The organism is Paenibacillus cymbidii (genome assembly GCF_004764705.1).
GTDB classification, from domain to species: domain Bacteria; phylum Bacillota; class Bacilli; order Paenibacillales; family NBRC-103111; genus Paenibacillus_AN; species Paenibacillus_AN cymbidii.
Genome location: NZ_SHLX01000028.1, coordinates 61,606 through 84,994 on the forward strand (window position 1 = coordinate 61,606; position 23,389 = coordinate 84,994).

Sequence of the window (23,389 nt, forward strand, 5' to 3'; positions counted from 1 at the left end):
ACCCCGCGCGAACCGTATCTTGGGGTCAATATCGTCTTGAATAAAGAACACAATTGTACAGGATCGCGCAGGAGACGGATATTCGTTTCCTATTCGCAGGACGATTATGCCCTATGCGCCGCACGCTTCTATGTTATGATTCAACGTAATGTTCATGAAAAGGAGTGTCCGCCATGGCCTGGTACCTCAAGCAGATGGAACAATTGCTCAGTTCCCAAGACATCCGCATGCTGAAACAAATTTACGAGCCCAAGGTAGTCGCCATCCCGCCGGGAGATGCGCGCCGCAGTCTGTGTGTGATGCCTGACGGAGAAATTCGCTACTACGGAGAGGTAGAAAAAAAATATGCAGCCGATGATGGGGTCGTTGTGTACGCTGCTTCCCGTGATTGCGGACTTTCCTGGAAGTTGTATTACGCGGAACACAACGATGTCCTTGGCGCTTCGGTTCGCAGTCCGTATTCGGGCAAATATTTTACCATCCGCAGCTCGTTTAAAGAAGAGAACAAGGGAACCTATTTGTATAGTTCGTCAATTGGACCATCCGATCCTGCGCCGACCGTAAAGAAGCTTTCGGATACTCCATATTGGGATATTTTCCAGCCGATTGCAGTCAGCACACGACCGAACCGCTGGATTTGCACCATGCACAAGAAACTGAACAGCGCCCAGCCGTTCGTGATGATTTCGGATGATGACGGCGAAAACTGGCGCGAAGTTTACGTCAATGCCACTCCTCTGCACGAACCTGTATGGCCCCATCTTGATGTCCGTTGGCAGAATACCGGCCAGGAGCCCCACGTCACCGAATTGCCGGACGGCCGTCTGATGCTGCTGGTGAGAACCTCCCTCGACTACTTGTATGTGTATTATTCCGAAGACGGCGGCGACAGTTGGACAGATGGCGAGCCTTCCATCTTTCATTGCACATTGACCACTCCCTTCTTATTGAAGTTGTCAGATAGGCGCAACATGCTTTTCTGGTGCAACACGCAGCCGTTGCCCGAGATGAATCACGCCAAACAATGGCCGCCGCTCGATCCGAGGACAGCAATAGGCAGGGGCGAGGATGCCTTTACCAACCGGGATGCCAACCATGTGGCGATTTCTTCGGATGGCAGCAACTGGACGGGATTCCGCGAGCTGTTCTTAAGCAGTTTGCGCAATGATGCCGATTATCGGACCAAGGGCGGCGGCATCAGCGCCAACGACAAGAGCGTCCATCAATTTCAAGCGTTGGAGCTGCCGTTTGGCAAAATTCTTGTCGCGTTCGGCCAGCATGAGGTTTCGCGCAAGATGGTTATTTTCGATATCGACTGGCTGTACGAAACGTCCCGTTCCGAAGACTTCCAGACCGGGTTGGCCAACGTCAGCACACATCTGTTTGTGAAAAGCATCTCGGGGGGAGTGACCCCGGGTTATACCGGACACTGTTCCTGGAATCGCGTCAGCGGAGCGCTGCTCGCCCCCGACCCGGATGCCACTTACGGCGAAGCCTTGCAATTATGCCGTGTGCGCGATCCCAGACTGCTCAGCGAAACGCAAGGCGTCGTCTGGAACTTCCCCGCGGCGAAGAAAGGCGAGCTGTCGGTCGAGATTCGTGTTGCCGGTTCGGGGGTAAGGCTTTCGTTGACCGATCACTGGTACAATCCCGGCGACGTCACCACAAGGGAGCTTTCCCATTACTCTTTCTCATTGACCCGCGAGATTCTGCCCGAAGACGAATGGTGCACCGTCCGGGTGCGCTACGATTTGACGGATTCAGCTTTTGCCCAAGTATATTTGGCAGACAAGCTGCTGTTTAAGGTTCCGCTTCGCTTCGAGGCGCCGTACGGCCTTTGTTATGTTCACATACAGAGCCTTGCGGAAAGTGAAGATCCGAAAGGAACGTATATCCGGACATTGAACCACCAACAAATTCTTACTTGAACGAGTAAATTGATACCTGGAGATGCGACGTATGAAACGAAAGATTGCCATCGGTGTCATCGGGCTGGGGAAGCGGGGAATCGGCCTGCTGAAAGGCGTTATTTTGCCCCGGGAAGATGTGGAGGTCGTTGCGGTTTGCGATCTGTACGAGGACAGACGCGAACGGGCTTCTGCGTTGGTTGAAACCGCAACCGGACACAGACCGGCTGCTGTGAACAATTATGCCGAGTTGCTGATGATGACGAACATCGACGCGGTGATCGTCACTGCATCGTGGACGGAGCATTTGTCCATTGCCATCGCTGCCATGAACGCCGGCAAATATGTGGCAAGCGAGGTGGGCGGCGCTTATTCTGTTCAGGAATGCTGGCAGTTGATCGAAGCCTACGAACGAACCAAGTCGCCTTGCATGCTCATGGAAAATTGCTGTTACGGCCGAGACGAATTGATGGTGCTGAACATGGTGCGGCAAGGCGTATTCGGCGAAATTGTCCATTGTTCGGGTGGATATCTTCACGACTTGCGCAACGAGATCTCGGGCGGCCATGTGAACAGGCACTATCGGCTGGATCAATATATCCATCGCAATTGCGAAAATTATCCGACGCACGAGCTTGGTCCGATCGCGCAAGTGCTCGACATCAATCGCGGCAATCGGTTGCTGTCCCTCGTATCCGTCGCTTCCAAGGCCAAAGGCATGCAAGAGTATGTCCAGCGCGACAATAGCACAAATCCCGAATTGGCGGGCGTCGATTTCATGCAAGGCGATATTGTGACCACCACAATCAAGTGTGCCCGAGGCGAGACGATTGTGATTACGCTTGACACGACGTTGCCGCGTTATTATTCCCGGGGCTTCACCGTAAGAGGCACGAAAGGCATGTACACCGAAGACAATCACTCGATATTTATCGATGGACGGCACGATCAGGATCATGGCGACTGGCGCCGTCAATGGGGGAATGCGGATACATTCCGGGAGCAATACGACCATCCCGTCTGGAAGAACTATCTCGCGGAAGGCATCAAGGGTGGACACGGCGGCATGGATTGGCTCGTCTTCAACGACTTCTTTCAAAGTGTCAGGCAAGGAACGTTGCCGCCGATTGACGTATATGACACGGCCGCCTGGATGAGTATTTCCGCCTTATCCGAAGATTCGATCGCGCTGGGCGGACAGCCTGTTGCCATCCCTGATTTTACGAACGGAAAGTGGATTTCGCGGAGAGCGAAATAATCAACGGGGGCTAAGATACCTATCAATGGGGTTGCCGCGTGGGCAACCCCATTGATATACAGGAAACGATTATGGCGATAAACGACTCGCGATTTCATAATTCCGCATGGATGACACCAGGTGTCCCCGTACCGTATCTTCCGCCCTTTCGGGATCGCCCGAACGCAGCGCCTCGATAATTTTCCGGTGATATTGGATGCCTTCTTCGTTGGTGCCATTTACTGTGATCGATTTGGTCATCATGGCCTCCAGCAGGCTGGTCATCGACATGACGAAATTCCCAAGCAACGAATTACCGCTAAGTTCCGCAAGCTTGGTATGAAATTGAATGTCGAGGTCCACACGTTTCTTCAGATCGTGCTTAAGCTGTTCCATCTCGTCATTAATGAGCGTGAGCGTTTGGATTTCATCATGAGACGCTCGTTCTGCAACAAGACGAGCGGCCATGATTTCCAATGTGACACGAATTTCGAACACACTGGTAATATCCATATTGTTCAACAGTATGATTCGATTCAAGGTATTCGTCAGTTCCCGCGGGTCGGGGGTGGAGATGAAGGAGCCTTCTCCATTTCGCTGAGTAATGAGTCCTCTTGCCTTGAGCAGCATCAGCGCTTCCCGAATAACGGGCCTGCTGACACCGAAGCTGGCCGCAAGAAATTGTTCTGACGGCAGCTTCTGCTCCAGTTGCGAGGAATCGCTCAATATCATCGTTTCCAGCTTCTCCGCAATCGCTTCGTAAAGATTCGGATGTTTTACATTGAAATCGATCTCCTGCATGCATAGCCTCCAATGTTAATTTAACCATGTTGTAAGGATAGCAAGTTATCTTCAGCCGTCTCGTTGAATACTCCGCAAATGGGAGATGACATGCCTGGCGCCAACCAGGATATGTTCGTAGTCGGCTCCCGAGGAAATGATCCTCATCCCCTTATCATGCCAATATTTCAATATCGTCTTCTCTGTAGAACCGGTCGATACGCCGAACGGTTTGCCAGCGGCATTCAGAATGCCGATCGCTTCGTCAATAAGCGCGGAGGTTCGTTCGTCATATATATGGCCTAATTCTCCGATCGAACCGGACAGATCATTAGGGCCGAATATGTAGCCGTCGATATGCGGATTCTTAACGATCTGCGGCAAATTCCTGACAGCCGCTTCGCTTTCGATTTGAATAAACCGGCATAACTCGCGGCTGGCGCGATCCACATATTCCTGCGCATCATCGAGTCCATAGCGGATAGCCCTCCTCGGACCGAATCCGCGTATGCCAAGCGGCGGATACAGGCATAGCTTCATCACATAATCGGCCTCTTCCGGCGTATTCACCATTGGAAACACCACCCCGTCCGGTCCCATCTCCAGGACCTTCTTCGTAGCGGTCGGATCCTTGCAGGGGAGACGAACAATGGCCGGAGTGCCTGCCGCCTTGGCGCCCATTAGCAACGAGTGAAGCGTGTGGTAATCGATGGAAGTATGCTCTGTATCGATCCAGATAAAATCAAAACCGAGATGACCAATGATTTCACTGACACATGGGTCGCTCATGGTGATGTGCGTCCCGGCCAAAGGTTGTTGCGAAAGTAATTTCTCTCTTAGTTTGTTCATGACGGGCCTCCAGTAATTGTTAAACTGATTTTAATATAATTGGGCCAAGGAACCTGAATTATATTTATTCTGAGTCCATTATAATTCGGATTCGGCACCTTATTAGGCCATAATCGTCCTGAATAGGGGATAGTTTTGTACGAGATTCCCGCTTCATCCGCATCGATTCCAGGTATGTTGGACGATTCGAACCGACGGGTACACACATCTTGTTGGTAGCGGAGCCGGCGCTGGCGCTGGTGGGGGGGACGCATTCGGTCCGGTGCGATGCCGTTCTGGAGACGAACATTATTGCTTACTAACAACCAAAATGAGGCTGCCGGCAAATAACGGCAGCCTCGCTGTTTATGAGAAAGTTCTCGCTGAAGACCCGGCCGCCCGAATGTTGCGACAGTGAAATGTTACAGAAGATAACGTGCACTACATGTAAAGGATAGTCGTTCGGGGGAGGTCTGTATTAAGAAAACCGCACGACAATTTAGCTTAACCGTTATCCCAATCGTCTCGAATGCTTGCCTAATACTCTCACTAATAACCCAAAGAAGCTTATTGTTGCCTATCGGCAGTTGTTATACGAATGACCGTACTTTCAAAATCGGATTGGAGGCTACCCATTAGTTGAGTAGCCGACCTTCCACACCACCGTATGTACCGTTCGGTATACGGCGGTTCCTAAGTTTAAACCCGAACAGCTTTGAAATACGTTGAGAAGGTTGTATACCCCGCTTGCTCTAGTCGAGCATTGGTTACAGACGTGTTCAGGATTGGGCTTTTGGCAGTCCGCCAATAGCCTTTTCTTGTACATGCGAACTTGAAAGCCGTGTTGTGGTCTTTTCCGAGCTTACGCAACATTGTATATCAGGTAGGAATTCGTTTCCAGCGTTTCCAAATGTTCATGCGTATTCTTCGTCTCAGCCATTGATCGGTTGCCTTAAGCAAGTTCTTCATATCCGCGAGTTTGAAGTAATTCAACCATCCCGTTATGAATTGTTTCAGCTTTAATTTCAGTTGGTCATATCCAAGCCCATTGCTTCTTGCCGTGAGCTCTTTTATTCTGGCTTTCATCTTGCTGGTGCTCTTGGCGTGGACACATAATTTGATTCCGTGTTTGGTCGGGTAAAATCCGTATCCTAAACATTTGTTCTTGCCGATGTAGGCGACCACTGTCTTCTCTCGATTCACCCGAAGTCGCAGTTTCTTTTCGATGAACGGCAAAATGTGTTCCAGCATCCGCGCCGCAGCCCTTTTCGTTCTCGCAAACAGAAGCATATCGTCCGCATATCTGACGAACTTGATTCCTCTGCGCTCCAGTTCGCGGTCCAACTCGTTCAGCATGATGTTACTGCATAGGGGACTAATATTGCCGCCCTGTACAAGTCCCAGCTCTGTCTCCTCAAATTTCCCCTTGTTGATTGCGCCTGCCATCAGGTATTTGTGGATCAGGGATACGACTCTGCCGTCTTTAATCGTTCTGGACAGCAGTTCGATCATCTTCGATTGATTGACTGTGTCGAAGAATTTCTCCAAATCCATGTCTACGACATAGGTGTATCTTTCGTTTGCGTAGGCCTTACATTTCCTTAAGGCATCATGCGCGCTTCTCTTGGGGCTGAATCCCATAGCTGGTTTCAGCGAATACGTCCGCTTTACCGTCTCTTGCCACGCCCTTACCTTCTTCTTTGCAGCTTTTCTTTACTCGCCTTGCGTACACCCCATAATGACGGGATCCTTTTGAATTGTTCATCCGGGATATGACGTGAAATGAACTCGTCCACGGTTATCGCCGGCCTGCGAATATACCGGCCAATATACCCCAGTTGTACTTTAACGTTCCCACTTTGCTTCAGCTTCGCAAACGGAATGTAATCGTACGTATGTCTTCCACTCCCCGTTTGCCGTCATGCCGCCCATTGTGACCAGCATATGTACATGGGGGTGAAAGTTTAATATGTTTCCTTATCCCCCTCTTCACGTGAACAATAAAGGCGACCAGTTCCTCGCCGGTACTCGCTCGCATGATACACCCGTAACAAAGTGCTCCAATTGGGGATACCATATCGCAAAAATGCTATGGAAGTGGGAAAGAATAATACACACTCATAGACCCACGCCTTGTCAGGAACAATTTCAATATTTGAATCTTGGGTACACGATTTCAATTGACGCCGACAACACCGTCCCCCGTTTCAGCCTCCGCGAAAAATCATTTCTCGCGTGATAGGATAGTGAACAGGCGAGCGAATTGAATGAGTCAATTCCCCGCGGCACATACGACACATGTTATTGTCCGAAATCGACAACTGGTACAAGCTCCTGTCACGCCAAAATGACAAGAACTTCAACCGATAATATAAAAAGCCCATTAGTAGCGGGTTTTTATTCGGTATATGTTCTTGTCACTCGACAAGCTTTTATTATTTCCATATTATCTTATATCTCAACTATGGCAGTGCCAAAATCAGCTTCAGACTACAAGTATCAACTAAATGGATAGATTGACTCGGGTCATCCTCGCCAAGCTGGACCGCGCGATTGCGGCTGAGATGACAGCTACTTACACCTTACCTGGTGCACTCATACGCCTCTCGTTCACAACAAACGCTACATTGTAGACGGAGAAAGATTTTTCACTGTATTCCGGATTTCGAGTTGCGTTACTACGACTTGTTGGTCAGTCAAACCACGATTGTGTTTTCTTGTTACATTTTTCTCTTGCGGGAGACTGCAACAAAGCTTTAGGATCTCACATCCGCGCCTGCATGCAAAATACGAATGGCATGGCCGCTGCTTTCCGGATGCGATGCTCCCGATATGCGAAGCGTTGCCCGGTGTTCGCCCGGCGGCAGCTCATCGGCCAGAGAAACGAATTTCGGCCGGTCAAATTTGCCGCAATACACGTCCCACAGCGTCGTCCGCTTCCATTCGCCCCCGTCAACAAGCACTTCCAACTCGCCGCAATCCGGTCCGACAAGCAATCCGAGCAACAGGCTGCGCCCCAAAAACGTAATAGTCAGCTCCTCTCCGACCGTTAGCGATTCCCACACGCGGGCCGGCGGCGTCCAATTGCACACCTTCTCCGCGCTGTAATCGGAACGCTGCACCCAGCCCTCGCCGGCAGGTACGATTGCTTCGTCTGCAAGCAGCGCCGCGTATTCCCAATTGTCAGCCAGCAGCGGATCCGGAAGTTCGGTATCGCCGGCGAACGTTCCATCCAAGATGGATGGAAAATGAACGTCAAGATAAGACTTGATCCATCGCGCATACCACTCGTTCCCGGTTCGGTTCGGATGAACCGTGTCGCCGAAAAGGTCCGCAAACTCAGCGCCGCCGCTATCCACCAACTCGAAGACGCGACGTGACAAATTGACGACCGGTATACCGTAGTGATGAGCTACCGCATCGTGATGCCGCTGATTCGCCGGGGTCAGCCCTTTGCGAAGCTCCGGCAATTGGCCCTCTGTCGCAAAATACATCATGATGATCGCGATCCGCGGATTATGCCGCTTCGCTTTGCGGACGATGCCCTCCATCGCTCGAATGGAGCTTCTTTTGTTGCCAGCGTCGTTGACTGCAAATTCGAGGAACAACAGATCGACCTTTCCCTTAGCGAGCACATGCTCGTCGAACCGGAAAACGCCATAGGTAGAATCCGTGCCACCAATTCCGGCATGCACCCACTCGAATGCAAGCTGCGGATACTTGGCAGCAAGGTATTTGCAAACATCGGGTCTCCAACTTGTGCCCCCCAGTTCGGTTTGACTGTCTCCGACAGTTACCGAACCACCGATAAACGCCACTCTCATTGTTTTGTGTCCCCTTGTTGTTCTGATTAAAGTACGTCCATCTTATCAAATTTTCTCGCTCACGTGTTGAAAGGATTGACGTCGTCACACAAATCGAAATGGTGAACGAGGCAAGCGTCAAATACTAAAGTGGGACCTGTTCATGCGAAAATAGAGCTACCGCGCCAGTGGAGGATCCAAGCATGGTTAGAATGAGTCAACGTCAAGTATGCGTCAAAACCTGTGCAGGCCAAGAAAGCGGACTTACGATTGAAATAGTGGTGCGAAACAACAGGGCATTCTTTCGACCGACTTCGGTACTGTAAAAACAAGTACAACTCTAGTACATCATCAAATTTTTGACGTTCACGTATGCGCCCCAAATCAGTTTAATCCGAATAATGCTGCTGAAATAAAAAACTCTCAGGATCTATGATCCTGAGAGTTTATATTCATAGTTGGTACCGGCGAGAGGACTCGAACCTCCACGGTTTCCCACTCGATTTTAAGATTGGCGCAATGGGAGGAGGCCTTCAAAAATCGCCAATAGCCGAGAAGCCGCGTGGGACAAGGAAAGTTTGGTTTGGGTGGATTTACCAAATTCAAAATACGTCCCTTGTTTTCCGAAATGGTTTTGCGCGCTCGCTTTTCCCTAGATTGGCGCGGCTACATGCCGTCAGGCGCACCAATCATTTTACCGCACCAAACTCCCGCCGAAAATCGGGAGGTAAAAACAAATGACGCAACAAGAAAATTTTGTTGAAACCGCTGTAGCAATAACTTATGATACCGCTGCCGCCAACCCCCAACACGCCGAGGCTGTCCGGATGTTTCTGATGGACTGCCGCTGCCGCAATTTATCGCCGTATACGATTGAGGGGTATCATGTGTATCTCACGTCTTTTCAACGCAAACTCGAAGCTTGGCAGCTCTCCTTGGATACTTTGACACCGAAAGACCTTTCCGTCCGGATGATCAACGAAATGCTTGAGCAGAACCTGAAGCCTAATACGATCAACGGTAAAATTCGAACGCTTCAACAATTTTTCAAATTTTTATACCATGATGGGCAGATGCAAATTAATTTGGCAGACACCCTGAAACCAATTAAAAACGACCAAAGAGTGATTCATACTTTTACGGAAGAACAAGTACAACACATTCTCGCTGCCCCTGACCGGAATACATTCACCGGTCTGCGGGACTATACTATTATGCTTCTCTTCTTGGAAACCGGAATACGTGTCATGGAAATGTACAATTTAACGATTCCTGATATCAATTTTGAAGAAAACACAGTTCTCATCCGGATGGGCAAAGGAAGGAAATTCCGCAGTATACCGATTCAAGCAACTTGCATTGACTCCTTAAAACACTATATAGCTGAACGAGGAAGTCAATCTTTTGACAAGCTTTGGATCACCGTGTTCGACTCACCGATGGCAAGGAACTCCATGATCCATATGGTAAAGGATCATATGGCTAAAGCAGAGATTACTGGCGTAAAAGGTGCCTGCCATATTTTCAGACACACAATGGCAAAGTTTTTCCTCTTGAATGGTGGCGATATTTTCACCCTGCAATACTTGCTCGGACACGCCAATTTGGAAATGACCCGTTATTATGTCGAACTATTCAATACCGATCTCCATAAGCAACATGAAAAATATAGCCCGATTGAAAACCTCACGAATGAAGCGGACTTTGCTGAAAGTGAGGTGGAATAAGAAATGGAATCGACCATCAAACGCAGAAAAAATACGATTGCATCCGCCGCGGCGCAAGCAACTACTTCTTCGACGAGTGTTTCACCGAAACGCCAAATCAGTTTTCCTAATCTACTACAGTCCTTTACGAACGAATGTCGGGCCAAAAACCTGTCCAAACGGACCGTGCAATTTTATGAAGAAAATATATTACAAATGAAAAAAATATTCGAAGCTCAAAACTTGGAATTCAATGTACTTGCTTTAACGAACCGGGAGATTAAACACTCTTACATCGGGCATATGCTAACAAATGGATTAGCCAGCAACACCGTGAACGGCCGAATCAAAACTTGTAAAGCATTTTTCAAGTATCTGTTTAGGGAAGGATTCATCTCCACTAATTTGGCGGATGAATTGAGATTGGTCAAAACTGAAAAGAAGATGATCCAGACATTCACCAAAGAACAGGTACTCGCCCTGCTCAATCAACCGAACCGTCAAACCTTTACAGGGTTTCGAGATTACACGATGATGATGGTTATGTTGGAAACAGGGATGCGGGTTGGAGAGTTGCTGAATCTGAAGATCACCGATATATCCTTTAAGGAAATGGAAATTCGAATTACTCGAGGAAAAGGCGCTAAAGCGAGGCGAGTCCCGATACAAAAAACATGCGTAAAAATATTGAAACAGTATATAGAAGAACGCGGTAACGTGGATACAGATTGGTTGTTCGTCAACGTGGAAGGAAGTGCTCTCCGTATGCGGACCGTTCAAGAAAATATACAACAATACGGCAAATGCACCGGAATATCCGGCGTTCGTGTATCACCTCATACCTTTCGACACACGATGGCGAAGTTTTATATCCTGAATGGCGGCGATGTCTTTACCTTGCAACAAATTCTAGGTCACAGCACTCTGGACATGGTCCGCTATTATCTAGAGCTTTTCAGTAAGGATATTCGGGAACAGCATCAGAAGTATAGTCCGGTCGAAAATATGACTCTACAACGAATCAGGATGTAAATAATTGCAAATTAGGGATTGCTTATAAGCGATCCCTAATTTGTTTTCACGTCTTTCCTATTGTCCCCAGTGCCATTCACGTCTTTGACCCATGACGTGTACCGCTAACCAAAGGGACAGTCGCTGCCATTGATGGGACAACTGCGCACCATTCTCATGACTGGAAGAGCAGTGGAATGAAGTATTTTCACTTTCTTCTAGCCACTATCTGCTTTTATTCCGGCCCTCCATCTTTCAAGTATTCTTCGATCGCTTCAACTTCTGAAATGTCTACCAGATGAAACTGCACAACACATGATTTACATAAACCGTATCGGAAACCTTTGTTCGTACAGCCGGCAGCCCGGCATTTTGATTTCAGAATCTTTGAGATTTTCCTACTTGCTGGCTTGACTGTTGAATTTTGAGCCTGAATAAGAGGGGCAAACCTATCGAAGAATGAATCAATTATGAGACGCTCGCTGTTATCCATGTTGTCAGGCAAGCTGAAATGCTGTTTGAGAAGCATGATCGCATGAATATCAGACTTTGATAAATATTTCGCCACCAAGCTCATAGCCCTCCTCAACTATCGTTCTCAGGTTCTATACGAACTCGTTCAGCTTCCATTTTCTGATTACGCCAGTCTCTCTGAATGGGGGATGGAAGTAACTAAGTCAATACGCGCCTTACGCTTGATCAGTACAACACGGTTTGTTTTGGCGAGCTCCACAGCATTTGGAGAAAAATCCTGGATTGGTTATTACCCATGCCTCCGACGCCGCATAATGTGCACTCGCCCCCGTAACTTGTTGAATCGCGTCGACACCCACGGTTCTTTCATATCGCTTCGCCTGTACAACGGTGCGTTTCCCCGATAGGGTCAAAATTAAATCGGCTCCAAAGTCGTTGGATTTTGGTGCCAACTCCACCTGGTACCCTTGTTGTTCAAATAGCACCTTCAAGTAAAGCTCGAATTGCTCGCCCTTCATGACATCGATTTGCTCAATACCCGATTGAAGTACTTTTCTTCGCCATGCTTGATTCCTTTGCCGTCGGATAACCCTTGGAATCACCCAAATCAATGCCATACACCTAAAACAATAAACCAAGGGAAATTTTGAAAAATGACAATGATGATGGCCAAGCCGACAAGGAAGGCAATAACTTTTATTTCCCACTTCATTATTTTTCTTTTTTTTAGCTACCAGCAAACGCCCCCAAAGAATGATACATATAAAATAGTTGAATGGTATAAATGTATCATTCGAATTTTGCTATTGCAATAACGACGCAGCACAGCCGCCAACACAGTTTGCCAGAGAACGGCTAGCCAACTATGAAGTGAATGTATAAGATGAACTGGTGGAAGCCATGAAATTTCAATAACCGCCCGACCGGGTAATAGGTAAGAGAGAGAACTACCGGCAATCTTTAAACAATAACAACAATCTATCCTAATTTGAGTTGAAGTGTACCGCGGCGAATATTTATCCAAGGATCAACTACCAAATCCGTGGGTATGTTTTTCTAAAGTGATCCCAGAAACGTAATAGATCCTTGGTAGAGGTAAAAAGGAAACCACAACGCGAAGGTTAGTCGCATTGTGGCTCAATTGTTAGTAACAATTACATAAACTATATATTATTTTTACAATTCCATGGATCATTTTTGGTGTGGAATAATCTTTTCGGATAAGATTCCCTCCTGACATATTAAATAACCTGCATGCGCACGTTGCATTGTAGTTTAGTATAGTACCATTTACAATGGGATTCATAAGTAATTTTCGGGGTCTGCATCAACTCTCCATCCTGAGTTTTCAATGTATTTATAACTTACCTCTATTTTAGATGGGTTCATTTTGGGATCGAATGAGCCCACTTCAAAAAATATTTTTACGGTTTCTCCACTGAATTGTTTATTCAATATCGTTGTTTTACCCCAGTCAAGCATTGAACCCCAATCAAGAGGGCTAAATGCAAGATTACCATCAATCATTCTTAATTTTAATCGACTAATAATCTGATCAGAAATTGATTTTGTGAAGACCTCTTCTAAATACGATTCAATTTTTTCTTTCGTGTTAATCTGTTCGCAGATATATGCATAGCCGCCATCTTTGCTATTTATATAAGTAAAATCTTTACATGGACCTCCTCTTTGAAGCAACATAGCATTTCTGTTACGAGCTTCATCAATTAACTTCATTAGATCGGAATCAGAAATTTCAGAATATTTTTTTGCCGTTGGGCTCGATGTAGCTGTTACTATTGCCGTTGGTGTTGCTGTTGGTGTTGGTGTTGCTGTTGGCGTTGGTGTTGGTGTTGCTGTTGGTGTTGCTGTTGGTGTTGCTGTTGGTGTTGCTGTTGGTGTTGCCGTTGGTGTTGGTGTTGCTGTTGGTATTGCATTTGCCCTAGAATCTACATTCATACAGCTACAACAAACTACCATCGTTACTATATAGAGCAAAATAACCTTATACAGATTCATGCTCATATACCTCCATATTTCTCAGGTAAATTAATTTGGTGTGAATATCCTAATGCTTAATATACTCCCATTATTTTGATAAATTTGTGTTTTATCTAGTGTCGTTTGGACCCCTCCCCAAGGATCTAGAACTATTATATCTGAATCCGTTTTCCCTCCGTCTTTGTATCCAATTGCAACTACAAAGTGAGTACTGGGATTGCCTCTGCTATCATAACCATTGGTACCAATTATAGCTGGATGTTTTTCGTCGACATTTGTTCGAACATCTGCATACAAATTTTGCACTGTGTAAGTGTTGCTTATATCATGTCGGGTATAATCCATACCAATTGACACTGCCGCGGGTTGAAAGTTCATTGAAACTCCTCCTCCTGCAAAATCCTTACTAACCGTATAAAAATCCGTATTAGCACCATAGTAATCGGCAACCATAACAAATGATGAAACTGCACAACCCGCACTTGAATACGGTCTCTGATCGTTTGCAGGTACACCTTCTATGAACCCAGATTCTGTTCCAGAAGTAGGTGAACTTGAAGTAGGTGAGTTTGATGTAGTGGGGGATGAAGTAGTTGCACTTGGCGCAGGATTTTTAGCAGCCCAGACTTCATCATTTGCATACACTTTGTTTGGTTCAGTTGGATCAATGTAAACATTGTTAGCATCTAACTCCGCCTGAGCCCATGCTCTTATTCCATCACTTGGACTATTGTGAGCCAAATCGTACAAGTACGTATACTGATTTGCATCCCATTCGGCATGAGCTGCATCTTTACCCGTCGGGTCGAAATATCTCAACGGGTTATTGTATCCGTACGTATATAAATTCAAACTAAGTGGATTTTCTATCTTGCCTTCGTACGTATCTTCTGATATAAATCGTCCCGTATCTGGATCATAGTATCTCGCGCGTAAGTATATATATGACGACTCATTATCTTGGACTTCGCATGCATATTTATATGGATTTTCCATCACCTCACTTTCAGAAATTACCTTTCCCCAAATGTCATATTCGTACGTGTTTAATATATTACCATTTTTATCTGTAATCTTTACAACGTCACCGTGACCATTAAAGAAGTAATACCCTTCCATGGTTTGTGATGCGGTTGTGTTTTTACGATATAACAGTGTATTCCCCCAAACATTTCTCGCTTTGCTGTTTCCAGCGCTATCAAGTTCTGTTTATGATCAAATAGAAATGGAGGTTTTGATCAATAGAAATTCCTTGGTGTGATCATCAGGAAATCCCTGATCGGATCACGGAAAAATCCTTGATCAGAACTGGAAAATAACTTGGGTGAGGAAATCCCTGCGACGTCATCGGATCGGCCACAATTCTCCTTGTGTGCAACAAGGAGGAGAAAGGATGACGAAGAGCATGGAGCAGATCCACCGTGTGAAAGAGTTACAGCGGCAACAGTTGGGACCGTATCAGATCGCCAAGGAGCTGGGGATGGATCCGAAGACCGTGCGCAAGTACATGGCACAGGAGGATTTCTCCCCGAAAGCGCCGGAAACGCAATTGCGTGAATCCAAGCTGGATCCATACAAAGCGACGATCGAAGCATGGCTGAAAGCAGATGAGCAGAACCGATACAAACAGCGACATACCGGCAAGCGCGTGTACGATCGGCTATGCAAGACGTACCCGGCCTTCGATTGCTCGTATCCGACCGTCAATCGCTACGTGCGACTGGTGCGTGGACGGCAGCAACTGAGCAAGAACGGATTCCTTGAGCTGGACTGGCATTCGGGCGAGGCGCAAGCCGACTTCGGCGAATGCGACGTGATTGTGAACGGTGTCCATAGCGCCTGTCGTTATCTGGTCGTATCGTTTCCACAGAGCAATGCGGCCTTCGTACAGTGCTTTCTGGGTGAGACGGCGGAATGTCTCTGTCAGGGACTGATGGATGTGTTTCAGCATGTCGGTGGCGTGCCGAAGCGTCTGGTTCTGGACAACGCAACCGGAGCCGGCAGACGCATCGGCGAAACCGTCAGGCTGACGCAGCTCTTTCAGCGCTTTCAGGCGCACTTCGGCTTCGCGGTCACGTTCTGCAACCCGGCCAGCGGACATGAAAAAGGCAACGTCGAGAACAAGGTCGGCTATGTCCGGCGGAACTACTTCGTCCCGTTGCCGTCGGCGCCGTCGCTTGTGGAGTGGAACACGGACTTGCTGACGATGTGCGACCTGGACAACCTCCGCGAGCACTACAAGAAGGAGACGCCGATCTGCGAGCTGTTCGAAGCGGACCGTCAAGCGATGCTACCCCTGCCGCGGCTGCCGTTCGAAGCTTGCCGCTACGTGCATTTGAAAACGAACGGATACGGAAAGTTTGTGCTGGACGGCAAGCATACGTACACGTCGTCACCGATGCAGGCCGAGGAGGAGATTGTGGTGCGTGTAGGCGCTCACTTCGTAGAACCGCTCGACGCGGCGGGCGACGCCATCTCCAGACATCCAAGGCAGTTTGGCAACGTCCGCACGGATACGGTCGATTGGTTGACGATGCTCGATGCACTTATTGCCAAGCCGGGCGCCTGGAAGAACAGCGTGATGCGCTCCCAGATGTCCTACGACGTACGCGACTACATGGACGATCTGGACCGCAGCGGCCTCCGGGACGCGCTGCGCATGGTCAAGGACTTGTCCGGACGCTACGGGTTGGATGTGGCGGTCACCAGCTTGCAGGAGACGATCGTACGCCGTCGTGCGGACGGCATCTCGGCAAACACGGCGATGATTGCTGCGCGGATCGCCGGCTATGGGCTGGATACGGCCGCGACGCCGGGACCGGACATGCGATTGTACGACGACGCGCTGATGCCCCAACCGACAGGAGGTCTGTGATTGGACAGAAGCGAGATTCGTAGCGAAATTGCCCAATTTTGCAGACAGCTGATTCTAAGCCAAAATGCCGTGCGGCTCTGCGATTTGGAAGCGACGCCCAAGCAAGAAGAGTTTCTGCACCAAGTGTTCCGGGAAGAGCTGGAACACCGCGAGCGCCTGCGCAAAGCGCGTTTGTTCCAGCGTGCCGCCTTCCCAATCCGCAAAACGCTGGAAGGTTATGAATTTCACGCCATGCGTCTGCCGACGACGCTAAATCCGGACGAACTGACCTCGTGTCAGTTTGTCCGGGACAAAAAGAACCTGGTGCTGTTCGGGCCGGTAGGCACAGGCAAAACCCATCTGGCCATTGCGCTGGGCGTGAAGGCTTGTGAACTCGGCATGGCGACTCGTTTCTTCACCGCGGCTACACTTGTAACTCGACTGAGCGAGAGCAAGCGCGCCGGGGCACTGGAGCGCACGATGAAGGATTTGGAGAAGACGGAGCTGCTGATTATTGACGAATGGGGCTATCTGCCGATGGACCGGGAAGACGCGCAGCTCTTGTTCCAGGTCGTGGCCGCCAGCTACGAACGGAGGAGTCTGGTGTTGACGACGAATCTGGAATTCTCCAAATGGGGCAGCATGTTCACGGACGACCAGATGGCGGCCGCGATGATCGACCGGTTGGCGCATCACGGCCAACTGGTTGTATTCGAGGGCGAAAGCTACCGCTTGAAACACGCCCTCATGCGCCAAAAGTAACGGTTACAAATTGGAAACGGACCAGGGATTTTTGATGACCAAACCAGGGATTTTTCGATGATAAAACCAAGGAAAACCCGTTGATCCGACCAGGGAATTTTCGTTGACCAAACCAAGGAATTCTACTTGACAAAACACAATCAAGTTCATCAATTACCTTGCCAGCTACATACACATAGCGAGAAAACTCACCATTTACCGACTTGGTAGCTCGAAGACCATCCCAATAATACGTATACTCTGCAGTTGTATCAGATTCCTCGTCAGTAATTATTTTCAATTGATTAAGTGCATTGAATTCAAGCTCCTTGTTTTCATTAACAAATCCAGTTTTTTGAGGGGCACTAGTACTTGTCGTCTGTCTATTTCCTTTTTCATCATACTCATAATTATTCTGCCCTGTGGGTAATATTTCCTCTTCAATTCTATTTAAACCATCATAATGAAAGGTATACACTGTTGAATTCCGATTCCAGGTTTCGATATTCCCCATCGCATCATAATTGAATGACTCTGACCAATTTGCTGTGGAACTGTTGTTATAGTGATTCACTGAAATTAATTCATCGAAAGAATCTCTTTTCACCTTTTGGTGTAGACCGTTTCCAAATAATGAATCTGTTTCATTCAAATCACTCGATATTGTATAGGAATACGTAACTGGTGACATAATCGCTGTATTTGATGCATCCAAATAGTTTACAGTTTGAATTCTACTCAGATCATCAAATGTATACTTTACTTTTTGGTGATCCGGATACTCAATTGTATCCATTCGATCATTACCATCATAATTGAATGAATACACCTTCCCCGCTATAACTTTTGCGTCATTTAAGTTCCACATGTTATACGTATACTCGATCGATTCATTGTCACTATTACTGGCTTGCTTAATCGAGCGAGTAAGAGGGAAATAATTATACTGTTGCCAGTATATTTCCGTTTCTTCCCCATCTTGAATCGAAATTCTATCTTGTTCACCAAAAGGTGTATAAGAATAAATCGTTTTTTGTCCATTTTTGTCAGTATAATCGCTTAATAATCCATTGTTCTTATATTGGAAATGTTCTTGAAATCCATCAGCATCAGTTTTCATCATTACCCAGCCGGCTTCATTATATGTTTTTTGTAGAGTCAAAGTACCTTCAATACTTTTGGAAGAGACGGATCCAAACCGACTGTAGCGATACTCGTATTCCTATCCTTCATTGTCTTTCACATACAATAGATTCCCCCAACCATCATATTTATAATATGTGGTCTGAGTCACCGAGCCCGAATTGATCGTATTATAAGTTGATTGTCCAATTGTATTATATCCATTAGAAGACGATCGTTTCTTCAAATCATTTGGAGACTTAACGATGGTATTAAGTAATCTACCATATGGATCGTAGAAGGAAAGTTGTACTTTTCCATCAGCTTCAACGGATTTCACAACATTTTGAAGAGTTTCCATACCTGTTGTAATATTTCGAGCAACATTTGCATACGAATACACAGATGTTTTTCCAAGTGGTTCTGTAACACTTGTAAGTCTTCCAAAGGAATCATAGACGGATATCGTTTGATTCGAACTGTTGTCATATGGTCTACTTGTAACAATAGCCCGGCTGTTGGGATCGAAAATCGTTTTCGAAAGAATCCGGCTTTGTGCCGCATAGGTCGAATCCAGTACAGACTGTATGGATTGTACTTGCTGACCAAACGGTGAGTAAATACTGATTTGTTTCTCCTGACTGGGTAGTGTAACCGTGACTTTTCGTAGATTGTCATCGTAGGCAATCGATGTTGTCCGGTTGTCCGCCCCTATCGGTACAAGCGTTTGGGTTAACAAACGATTCCATGTATCAAAAGAGTCATTTAACACTTTTGTATGATCGGGATATTCTGTACTCACCAGTCTGCCGAAAGTATCATACTCGTACGTTAATGAAATCTCGACAGGCGAGAGCGCTTCTCCCAGTGTAATTTGCGTAGAAGAAGTTAAGACTTGCCCTTTCGCATTATAGGTATAGTCACGTTGAGTGATCGACGAAGTTAAGCCAAACTGATCCCCTGTACCGGATTCCGTTGTTTGTAATGCCCTTCGGTCACTATTGTAACTTGTATAATTTGTGACGATGGAATCGTGTTGTTGTGTAGCAGAAATCGTTGGGTGGTCATATGTTTGTTTTCTCTCTACTTTACTTAATTGATTTCTTTTATTAGGATCACTGTCATTGCTTGCAAAGTACGTATACAATTCTTCCAGTACTACACTTTCATCTTCAGCCCGCATTGTTTTGCTTGAAATTTGATGAAAGGGCCCACCATACTCATAGGTAGTCTCATTACCCAATTTATCAACAATGTTGAGTGGATAACCCCACGTATCATATGTCCTGGTTTGTGATACCTTCGACGTTGCAGCGGGAGAACTTGGGCTTATTATGGTTGTCGTTTTATTACTAATCAAGGAGTCCGCATTTTCGTATCCGAATCGATCGATCGTTTTTGGTACTTTCATGTTGCTGTCGTACTCATAATACGTTACTGCATCTTGATAGGTGTATTCGACGCCATCCTCCGTAAAGGCCAATTTGTTGATACCATTATCCGCATTGGTGGAGCTTACCCAATTTGCAATCAAGTTATGTGCACATGACAAATCCTTCAATGGCTTGCAAGGTCAAACGAATTCGCTTTCGCTGCTGCTCGTCTGTCACGTGCTCCAAAGGATCCGGATCGCCTTTCCGACGATAGAGGCTGAGCTTCGGCATGGCCGAACTCCAGAAGCGGTAGCCGAATGCGCCAATGACTTGTTTCATTTCTCGAAATGTACATTCGATCTTGAAGCGATAGCCGTATGCGGTGTGGATCTGCAAGGGTTCCAGGCTCAGGTCGGTGCTGACAAAAATCGAAAGACGTTCGTCTTGTCGCACGAGTACAAAGCTCAGCTTCTGATATAGCCCCTGACCCCATAACAAATCTACACGCAGATAGGACACCGTTTCTTCCTTGCCGTAGAACGTCACTTTGGCCGTTTGAAAATCGGCTGCGCGTGTCTGAAACAACGCGGCGAGCTTCACCATCTTGCCTTTCTTTGGCGGACGCCCCCGCCCTGGTTTCTTCGCCGCAGGCGGTTCGTAGGCAACGACATTCATTTTGGCTCGGGTTACGATGTGTACAGCGGACGCATACGTATGGTTGCCTTCGGCTAGCCGCTGTAGGGCGGGAATGGACAAGTAGTAGCGGTCAAGCAGAAGCAGCGCCCGGCCAAAGATACCCGCAGCCGTAAAGTCTTGATTGATCACTTGCACGACATGGGAGGCTTGCCGTTCCTCGGATGAATCGTCCCAGCCCAAGATCGTTTTTACGCCGTCCTGCAAATTGAGGAACAAGGGCAAGCAAAACCACTTTTCCGCCGTACCGGCCAGCACGCCAATCGCGCCAAAGAAGTGACCGAAGATGTATTCGCCTTTCGATGAATTCTCGGATTCCTGATGCAGCTTTTTCACACCCGGCATGTACCTGGCTTCTTTGGACTTCTTCATGCCATCGCTAACGAGTAAAACACATCCGAGGTATCGTACGATCGGCGCGTTCCGATTCACCGCTTTGTACCAGGAGAGTTGCAGCGATTCCAGCGACCAGGCGGCGGAACGAAAGAAATGAAGCATCGTCTCGTAATGACGCAGATTCAGCGCAAGCTCCCGCACAATTGAGGTCGCTCCGAGATGATCGGAACGCACCATAAGACCGACAACGATTACGACAATCCACTCGTATACTGCGGCGCGGGAGAAGCAACTTCGAAAAGCATCGGGTAAACTATCCAAGCAACTCTTTCTAGCGATCTGCTCTCCTTTCCGGCCCAGGAACCGTAAGGATATCACAGATTCGCTTGATTGGGTTGTTTTACCATGTGTCAATTTTTTGACGAGAACTTTTCACTGTCCAGCATTTATAGTACCTCATCTATAAATGACGGTCCAAGTAGGAAAGAATATAAGCCATGTTTTGAGGCTGATACTCTCCCCTCCTATCATAGAGCACGCTGTGCTCATGTTCCGGCAACAAGACCAGCGTTGCTTCGGCACCGGCTGCTTCAAGCGCGTTATGGAAGCGGTACGCTTGCATTACAGGTACAATCAGATCCGCTTCCCCATGCAGGAGAAGGAATGGCGGAGCATCGGGATGGATCCATGCAACAGGACTGGCGCGACTCAGCAAATCCGGATGATCCTCCGCTCGAACGCCGAACAGTTGATCCAGACTAGAGTGATGCAGCAGTTTCACCTGTCGTGATTGCCCAGAATCGCCGAGCAACGGCGCGAAAGCGCTACTATTCCGTTTCAGCATGGCGCTCACCGCATCCCCCCAAACAACCAGCCGGTTCAAATCCGCGGCTACCGCGGAGGCGACGACAGCTCGTACGGAGGAATGGCAACTGTTATCGTTGCAAGGTACCGGCAACTCGGCAACTTGGATCTCTTTCTCACCGAGCAATCCGAGCAGCGCCGCCAGATGCGCGCCTGCGGAGTTTCCCCAGATGCCGAGACGCCCTTTGTCCAACCCCCACTCCTCTCCTTGAAGAGCGATCCAGTGAATCGCCGCTTGGCAATCCTTCAGCTGGGCCGGAAACGGAGCTTCCCCGGACAGTCGATATTCTGTGCTTACAACAGCATAGCCGTTCATGGCAAGCGGCAGTGGCTGCAAAACCTTGCGCGTGCCGGAGTGCCAGCCTCCTCCATGAATGTAAAGCACGACGGGACATTTCCCCGAAGCTCCTGCCGGCTTCAACAAGTCCAGCTTGAGCATGCGACCATCGACACTGGCAAATTCTATATCGGGCACATACTCAACCGATTCGGGGAGCGGATATTCCGGCAGCATCACATTAACCGGCAAAAGAGGTATCGTGTATTTAGAGTCTTGCGTCTCGGGTATAGCTGCCAGCATCCGTTCTTTCCTCCCTCAAAAATCGAATTCATTAGGGTTCCATGTGCCCCGGTGCGCAGCGATGCTCGGAAGCGCGTGCGAAGTAGTCGTCCAGCGGCTCCAGTTCGAATTCTGCGACGATGTCCATCGCGGTGAATGCCTCCGACTCGCTTGACAGCAGAACACTGCCAAGATAACCCGGATCGTGAATGATCACCTCAGGCCCGTACTTGTTTTTGATCGCTTGGAATTTGGTTCCGTTCTCATCGATATGCAGCACTACCCGGTCCATATTTACTTTCGTCGTCACAAAAGGGTAGTAGTTCGTGCTTTTCGCCACCGTTTCCCCTAGTGGCGATACAATCGTGCAAGGTTGCCCCGAGATAGCGCCGGCAAAGTAAGATCGGCAAGAATAGGCCCAATAGCCTTGCATGAGCCCGCCGTGGTACATGGATGGAAAGACAATTAGATCGGGCTTTGCCGCTTCATACTGTCGACGCAAGGCGTTAAAATTCAAATCGAAGCAAATAGCGGTAGCCACTCGGCCGAAATCGCATTCGAATAGAGGAGCTTCCTTTCCGTACAAAATACCGTTTTCTTTGTTTTCGGAAGGGACGAGATGATTTTTGTGATAAGTCCCGACGGTCTCGCCATTGCGCCCGAACAGGCGCATCGCGTTGCGCCAGTTGCCGTCTTCTACCTGTAGATGAGCCGGGTACGTCACATAGCAACGATGCTCCGTCGCCGTACTAATGAGAAAATCGGCGACTTGGGTTCCTCTTCGTTCATAGTAAGCCATGCGTCGTTCTTTCGGATATGTCCCCTTAAACGGTCGATCGCATGCTTCCGGCAAAACGACGATGTCCGGTCGGTCCGGAAGCACGCGATCCAGAAGCCTGCGCCAATGCTCGATCATGAGGTCGACCGCTTCCTGCGGCCCGACACTGGCCTCCAACTGCAGGGGAGCCGGTCCCAGGCAACTGATCGTGATATAACGCGCCATACATATGCCTCCCTTCGCGCCGATCGTTGCAATTTTTTTACAGCCGGGAATTTGAGCGCTTTATTGTGCGCGGCGAATGCGGATCCGGCGTAGCGGG

Annotated in this window: 19 protein-coding genes and 1 pseudogene; 6 read left to right on the plus strand and 14 right to left on the minus strand. The window is 48.0% G+C overall.

Annotated features, from left to right (window positions below; translation table 11 throughout):
- Window positions 1-173: 173 nt before the first annotated feature.
- Together EXY20_RS29375 and EXY20_RS29380 are read left to right on the plus strand one after the other, a co-directional pair.
- Window positions 174-1,928 carry a sialidase family protein gene (locus EXY20_RS29375; protein ID WP_135555912.1) on the plus strand — a complete coding sequence of 585 codons (1,755 nt, stop codon included), beginning with the start codon at window positions 174-176 and terminating at the stop codon, window positions 1,926-1,928.
- A gap of 31 nt (window positions 1,929-1,959) precedes the next feature.
- Window positions 1,960-3,165: a Gfo/Idh/MocA family protein gene (locus tag EXY20_RS29380; RefSeq protein ID WP_135555914.1), complete on the plus strand. Its 1,206-nt coding sequence runs from the start codon at window positions 1,960-1,962 to the stop codon at window positions 3,163-3,165.
- Window positions 3,166-3,234: 69 nt separating this feature from the next.
- Here the strand turns inward: EXY20_RS29380 and EXY20_RS29385 are convergent, their stop codons facing one another.
- From EXY20_RS29385 to EXY20_RS29405, 5 genes and pseudogenes are all read right to left on the minus strand, one after another.
- Window positions 3,235-3,945: a FadR/GntR family transcriptional regulator gene (locus tag EXY20_RS29385; RefSeq protein WP_135555916.1), complete on the minus strand. Its 711-nt coding sequence runs from the start codon at window positions 3,943-3,945 to the stop codon at window positions 3,235-3,237.
- A 51-nt stretch (window positions 3,946-3,996) separates the two neighbouring features.
- Window positions 3,997-4,773, minus strand: coding sequence for an HpcH/HpaI aldolase family protein (locus EXY20_RS29390; protein ID WP_135555918.1), 777 nt, complete (start codon window positions 4,771-4,773; stop codon window positions 3,997-3,999).
- A gap of 858 nt (window positions 4,774-5,631) precedes the next feature.
- Window positions 5,632-5,838: a group II intron maturase-specific domain-containing protein gene (locus EXY20_RS40810; RefSeq protein WP_456238571.1), complete on the minus strand. Its 207-nt coding sequence runs from the start codon at window positions 5,836-5,838 to the stop codon at window positions 5,632-5,634.
- A 90-nt stretch (window positions 5,839-5,928) separates the two neighbouring features.
- Window positions 5,929-6,729, minus strand: a pseudogene (locus EXY20_RS40815) (reverse transcriptase domain-containing protein); the annotation flags it as partial.
- 779 nt (window positions 6,730-7,508) lie between these two features.
- Window positions 7,509-8,576, minus strand: a complete 1,068-nt coding sequence (locus EXY20_RS29405; protein WP_135555920.1) for an SGNH/GDSL hydrolase family protein — start codon at window positions 8,574-8,576, stop codon at window positions 7,509-7,511.
- A gap of 716 nt (window positions 8,577-9,292) precedes the next feature.
- Between EXY20_RS29405 and EXY20_RS29410 the strand changes: the two genes are divergently transcribed.
- Window positions 9,293-10,282 (plus strand): tyrosine-type recombinase/integrase, encoded by a 990-nt coding sequence (locus tag EXY20_RS29410; protein WP_135555921.1) that lies wholly within the window; start codon window positions 9,293-9,295, stop codon window positions 10,280-10,282.
- Window positions 10,283-10,285: 3 nt separating this feature from the next.
- Complete coding sequence (locus tag EXY20_RS29415) at window positions 10,286-11,293, plus strand: tyrosine-type recombinase/integrase (protein ID WP_135555923.1); 1,008 nt, start codon at window positions 10,286-10,288, stop codon at window positions 11,291-11,293.
- Window positions 11,294-11,507: 214 nt separating this feature from the next.
- Here EXY20_RS29415 and EXY20_RS29420 read toward each other — a convergent pair whose 3' ends face one another.
- The 4 genes from EXY20_RS29420 to EXY20_RS40520 all read right to left on the minus strand — a co-directional run bounded on the left by EXY20_RS29420 (window position 11,508) and on the right by EXY20_RS40520 (window position 14,866).
- Window positions 11,508-11,843, minus strand: coding sequence for a hypothetical protein (locus EXY20_RS29420; protein WP_135555925.1), 336 nt, complete (start codon window positions 11,841-11,843; stop codon window positions 11,508-11,510).
- A gap of 118 nt (window positions 11,844-11,961) precedes the next feature.
- Window positions 11,962-12,486: a restriction endonuclease gene (locus EXY20_RS29425; RefSeq protein WP_135555927.1), complete on the minus strand. Its 525-nt coding sequence runs from the start codon at window positions 12,484-12,486 to the stop codon at window positions 11,962-11,964.
- 562 nt (window positions 12,487-13,048) lie between these two features.
- Window positions 13,049-13,765, minus strand: a complete 717-nt coding sequence (locus EXY20_RS29430; protein WP_135555928.1) for a DL-endopeptidase inhibitor IseA family protein — start codon at window positions 13,763-13,765, stop codon at window positions 13,049-13,051.
- A gap of 30 nt (window positions 13,766-13,795) precedes the next feature.
- The gene (locus EXY20_RS40520; RefSeq protein WP_135555930.1) at window positions 13,796-14,866 is read right to left on the minus strand and encodes an RHS repeat-associated core domain-containing protein; all 1,071 of its coding nucleotides are present in this window, start codon (window positions 14,864-14,866) and stop codon (window positions 13,796-13,798) included.
- 304 nt (window positions 14,867-15,170) lie between these two features.
- On the opposite strand from EXY20_RS40520, the gene istA reads away from it, so the two are divergent.
- Entirely contained in the window at window positions 15,171-16,622 is a 1,452-nt protein-coding gene (istA, locus tag EXY20_RS29440) for an IS21 family transposase (RefSeq protein ID WP_207671354.1), read from the plus strand.
- On the plus strand, window positions 16,623-17,363 hold the full coding sequence (istB, locus tag EXY20_RS29445) for an IS21-like element helper ATPase IstB (protein WP_235886250.1): 741 nt from the start codon (window positions 16,623-16,625) through the stop codon (window positions 17,361-17,363). It abuts the gene before it with no gap.
- On the opposite strand, the gene EXY20_RS29450 is transcribed toward istB, so the two are convergent.
- The 5 genes from EXY20_RS29450 to EXY20_RS29470 all read right to left on the minus strand — a co-directional run bounded on the left by EXY20_RS29450 (window position 17,347) and on the right by EXY20_RS29470 (window position 23,292).
- Window positions 17,347-18,465, minus strand: coding sequence for an RHS repeat domain-containing protein (locus EXY20_RS29450; protein ID WP_135555934.1), 1,119 nt, complete (start codon window positions 18,463-18,465; stop codon window positions 17,347-17,349). The two genes, istB and EXY20_RS29450, sit on opposite strands and share 17 nt — an antisense overlap.
- Window positions 18,466-18,564: 99 nt before the next feature.
- A complete protein-coding gene (locus EXY20_RS29455; RefSeq protein ID WP_135555936.1) occupies window positions 18,565-19,998 on the minus strand; it encodes an RHS repeat domain-containing protein in 1,434 nt (477 codons plus the stop codon).
- Window position 19,999: 1 nt separating this feature from the next.
- Complete coding sequence (locus EXY20_RS29460; RefSeq protein WP_235886251.1) at window positions 20,000-21,244, minus strand: transposase; 1,245 nt, start codon at window positions 21,242-21,244, stop codon at window positions 20,000-20,002.
- An 82-nt stretch (window positions 21,245-21,326) separates the two neighbouring features.
- Window positions 21,327-22,310, minus strand: coding sequence for an alpha/beta hydrolase (locus EXY20_RS29465; protein WP_135555938.1), 984 nt, complete (start codon window positions 22,308-22,310; stop codon window positions 21,327-21,329).
- 31 nt (window positions 22,311-22,341) lie between these two features.
- The gene (locus tag EXY20_RS29470) at window positions 22,342-23,292 is read right to left on the minus strand and encodes a carbon-nitrogen hydrolase family protein (protein ID WP_135555940.1); all 951 of its coding nucleotides are present in this window, start codon (window positions 23,290-23,292) and stop codon (window positions 22,342-22,344) included.
- Window positions 23,293-23,389 lie beyond the last annotated feature (97 nt).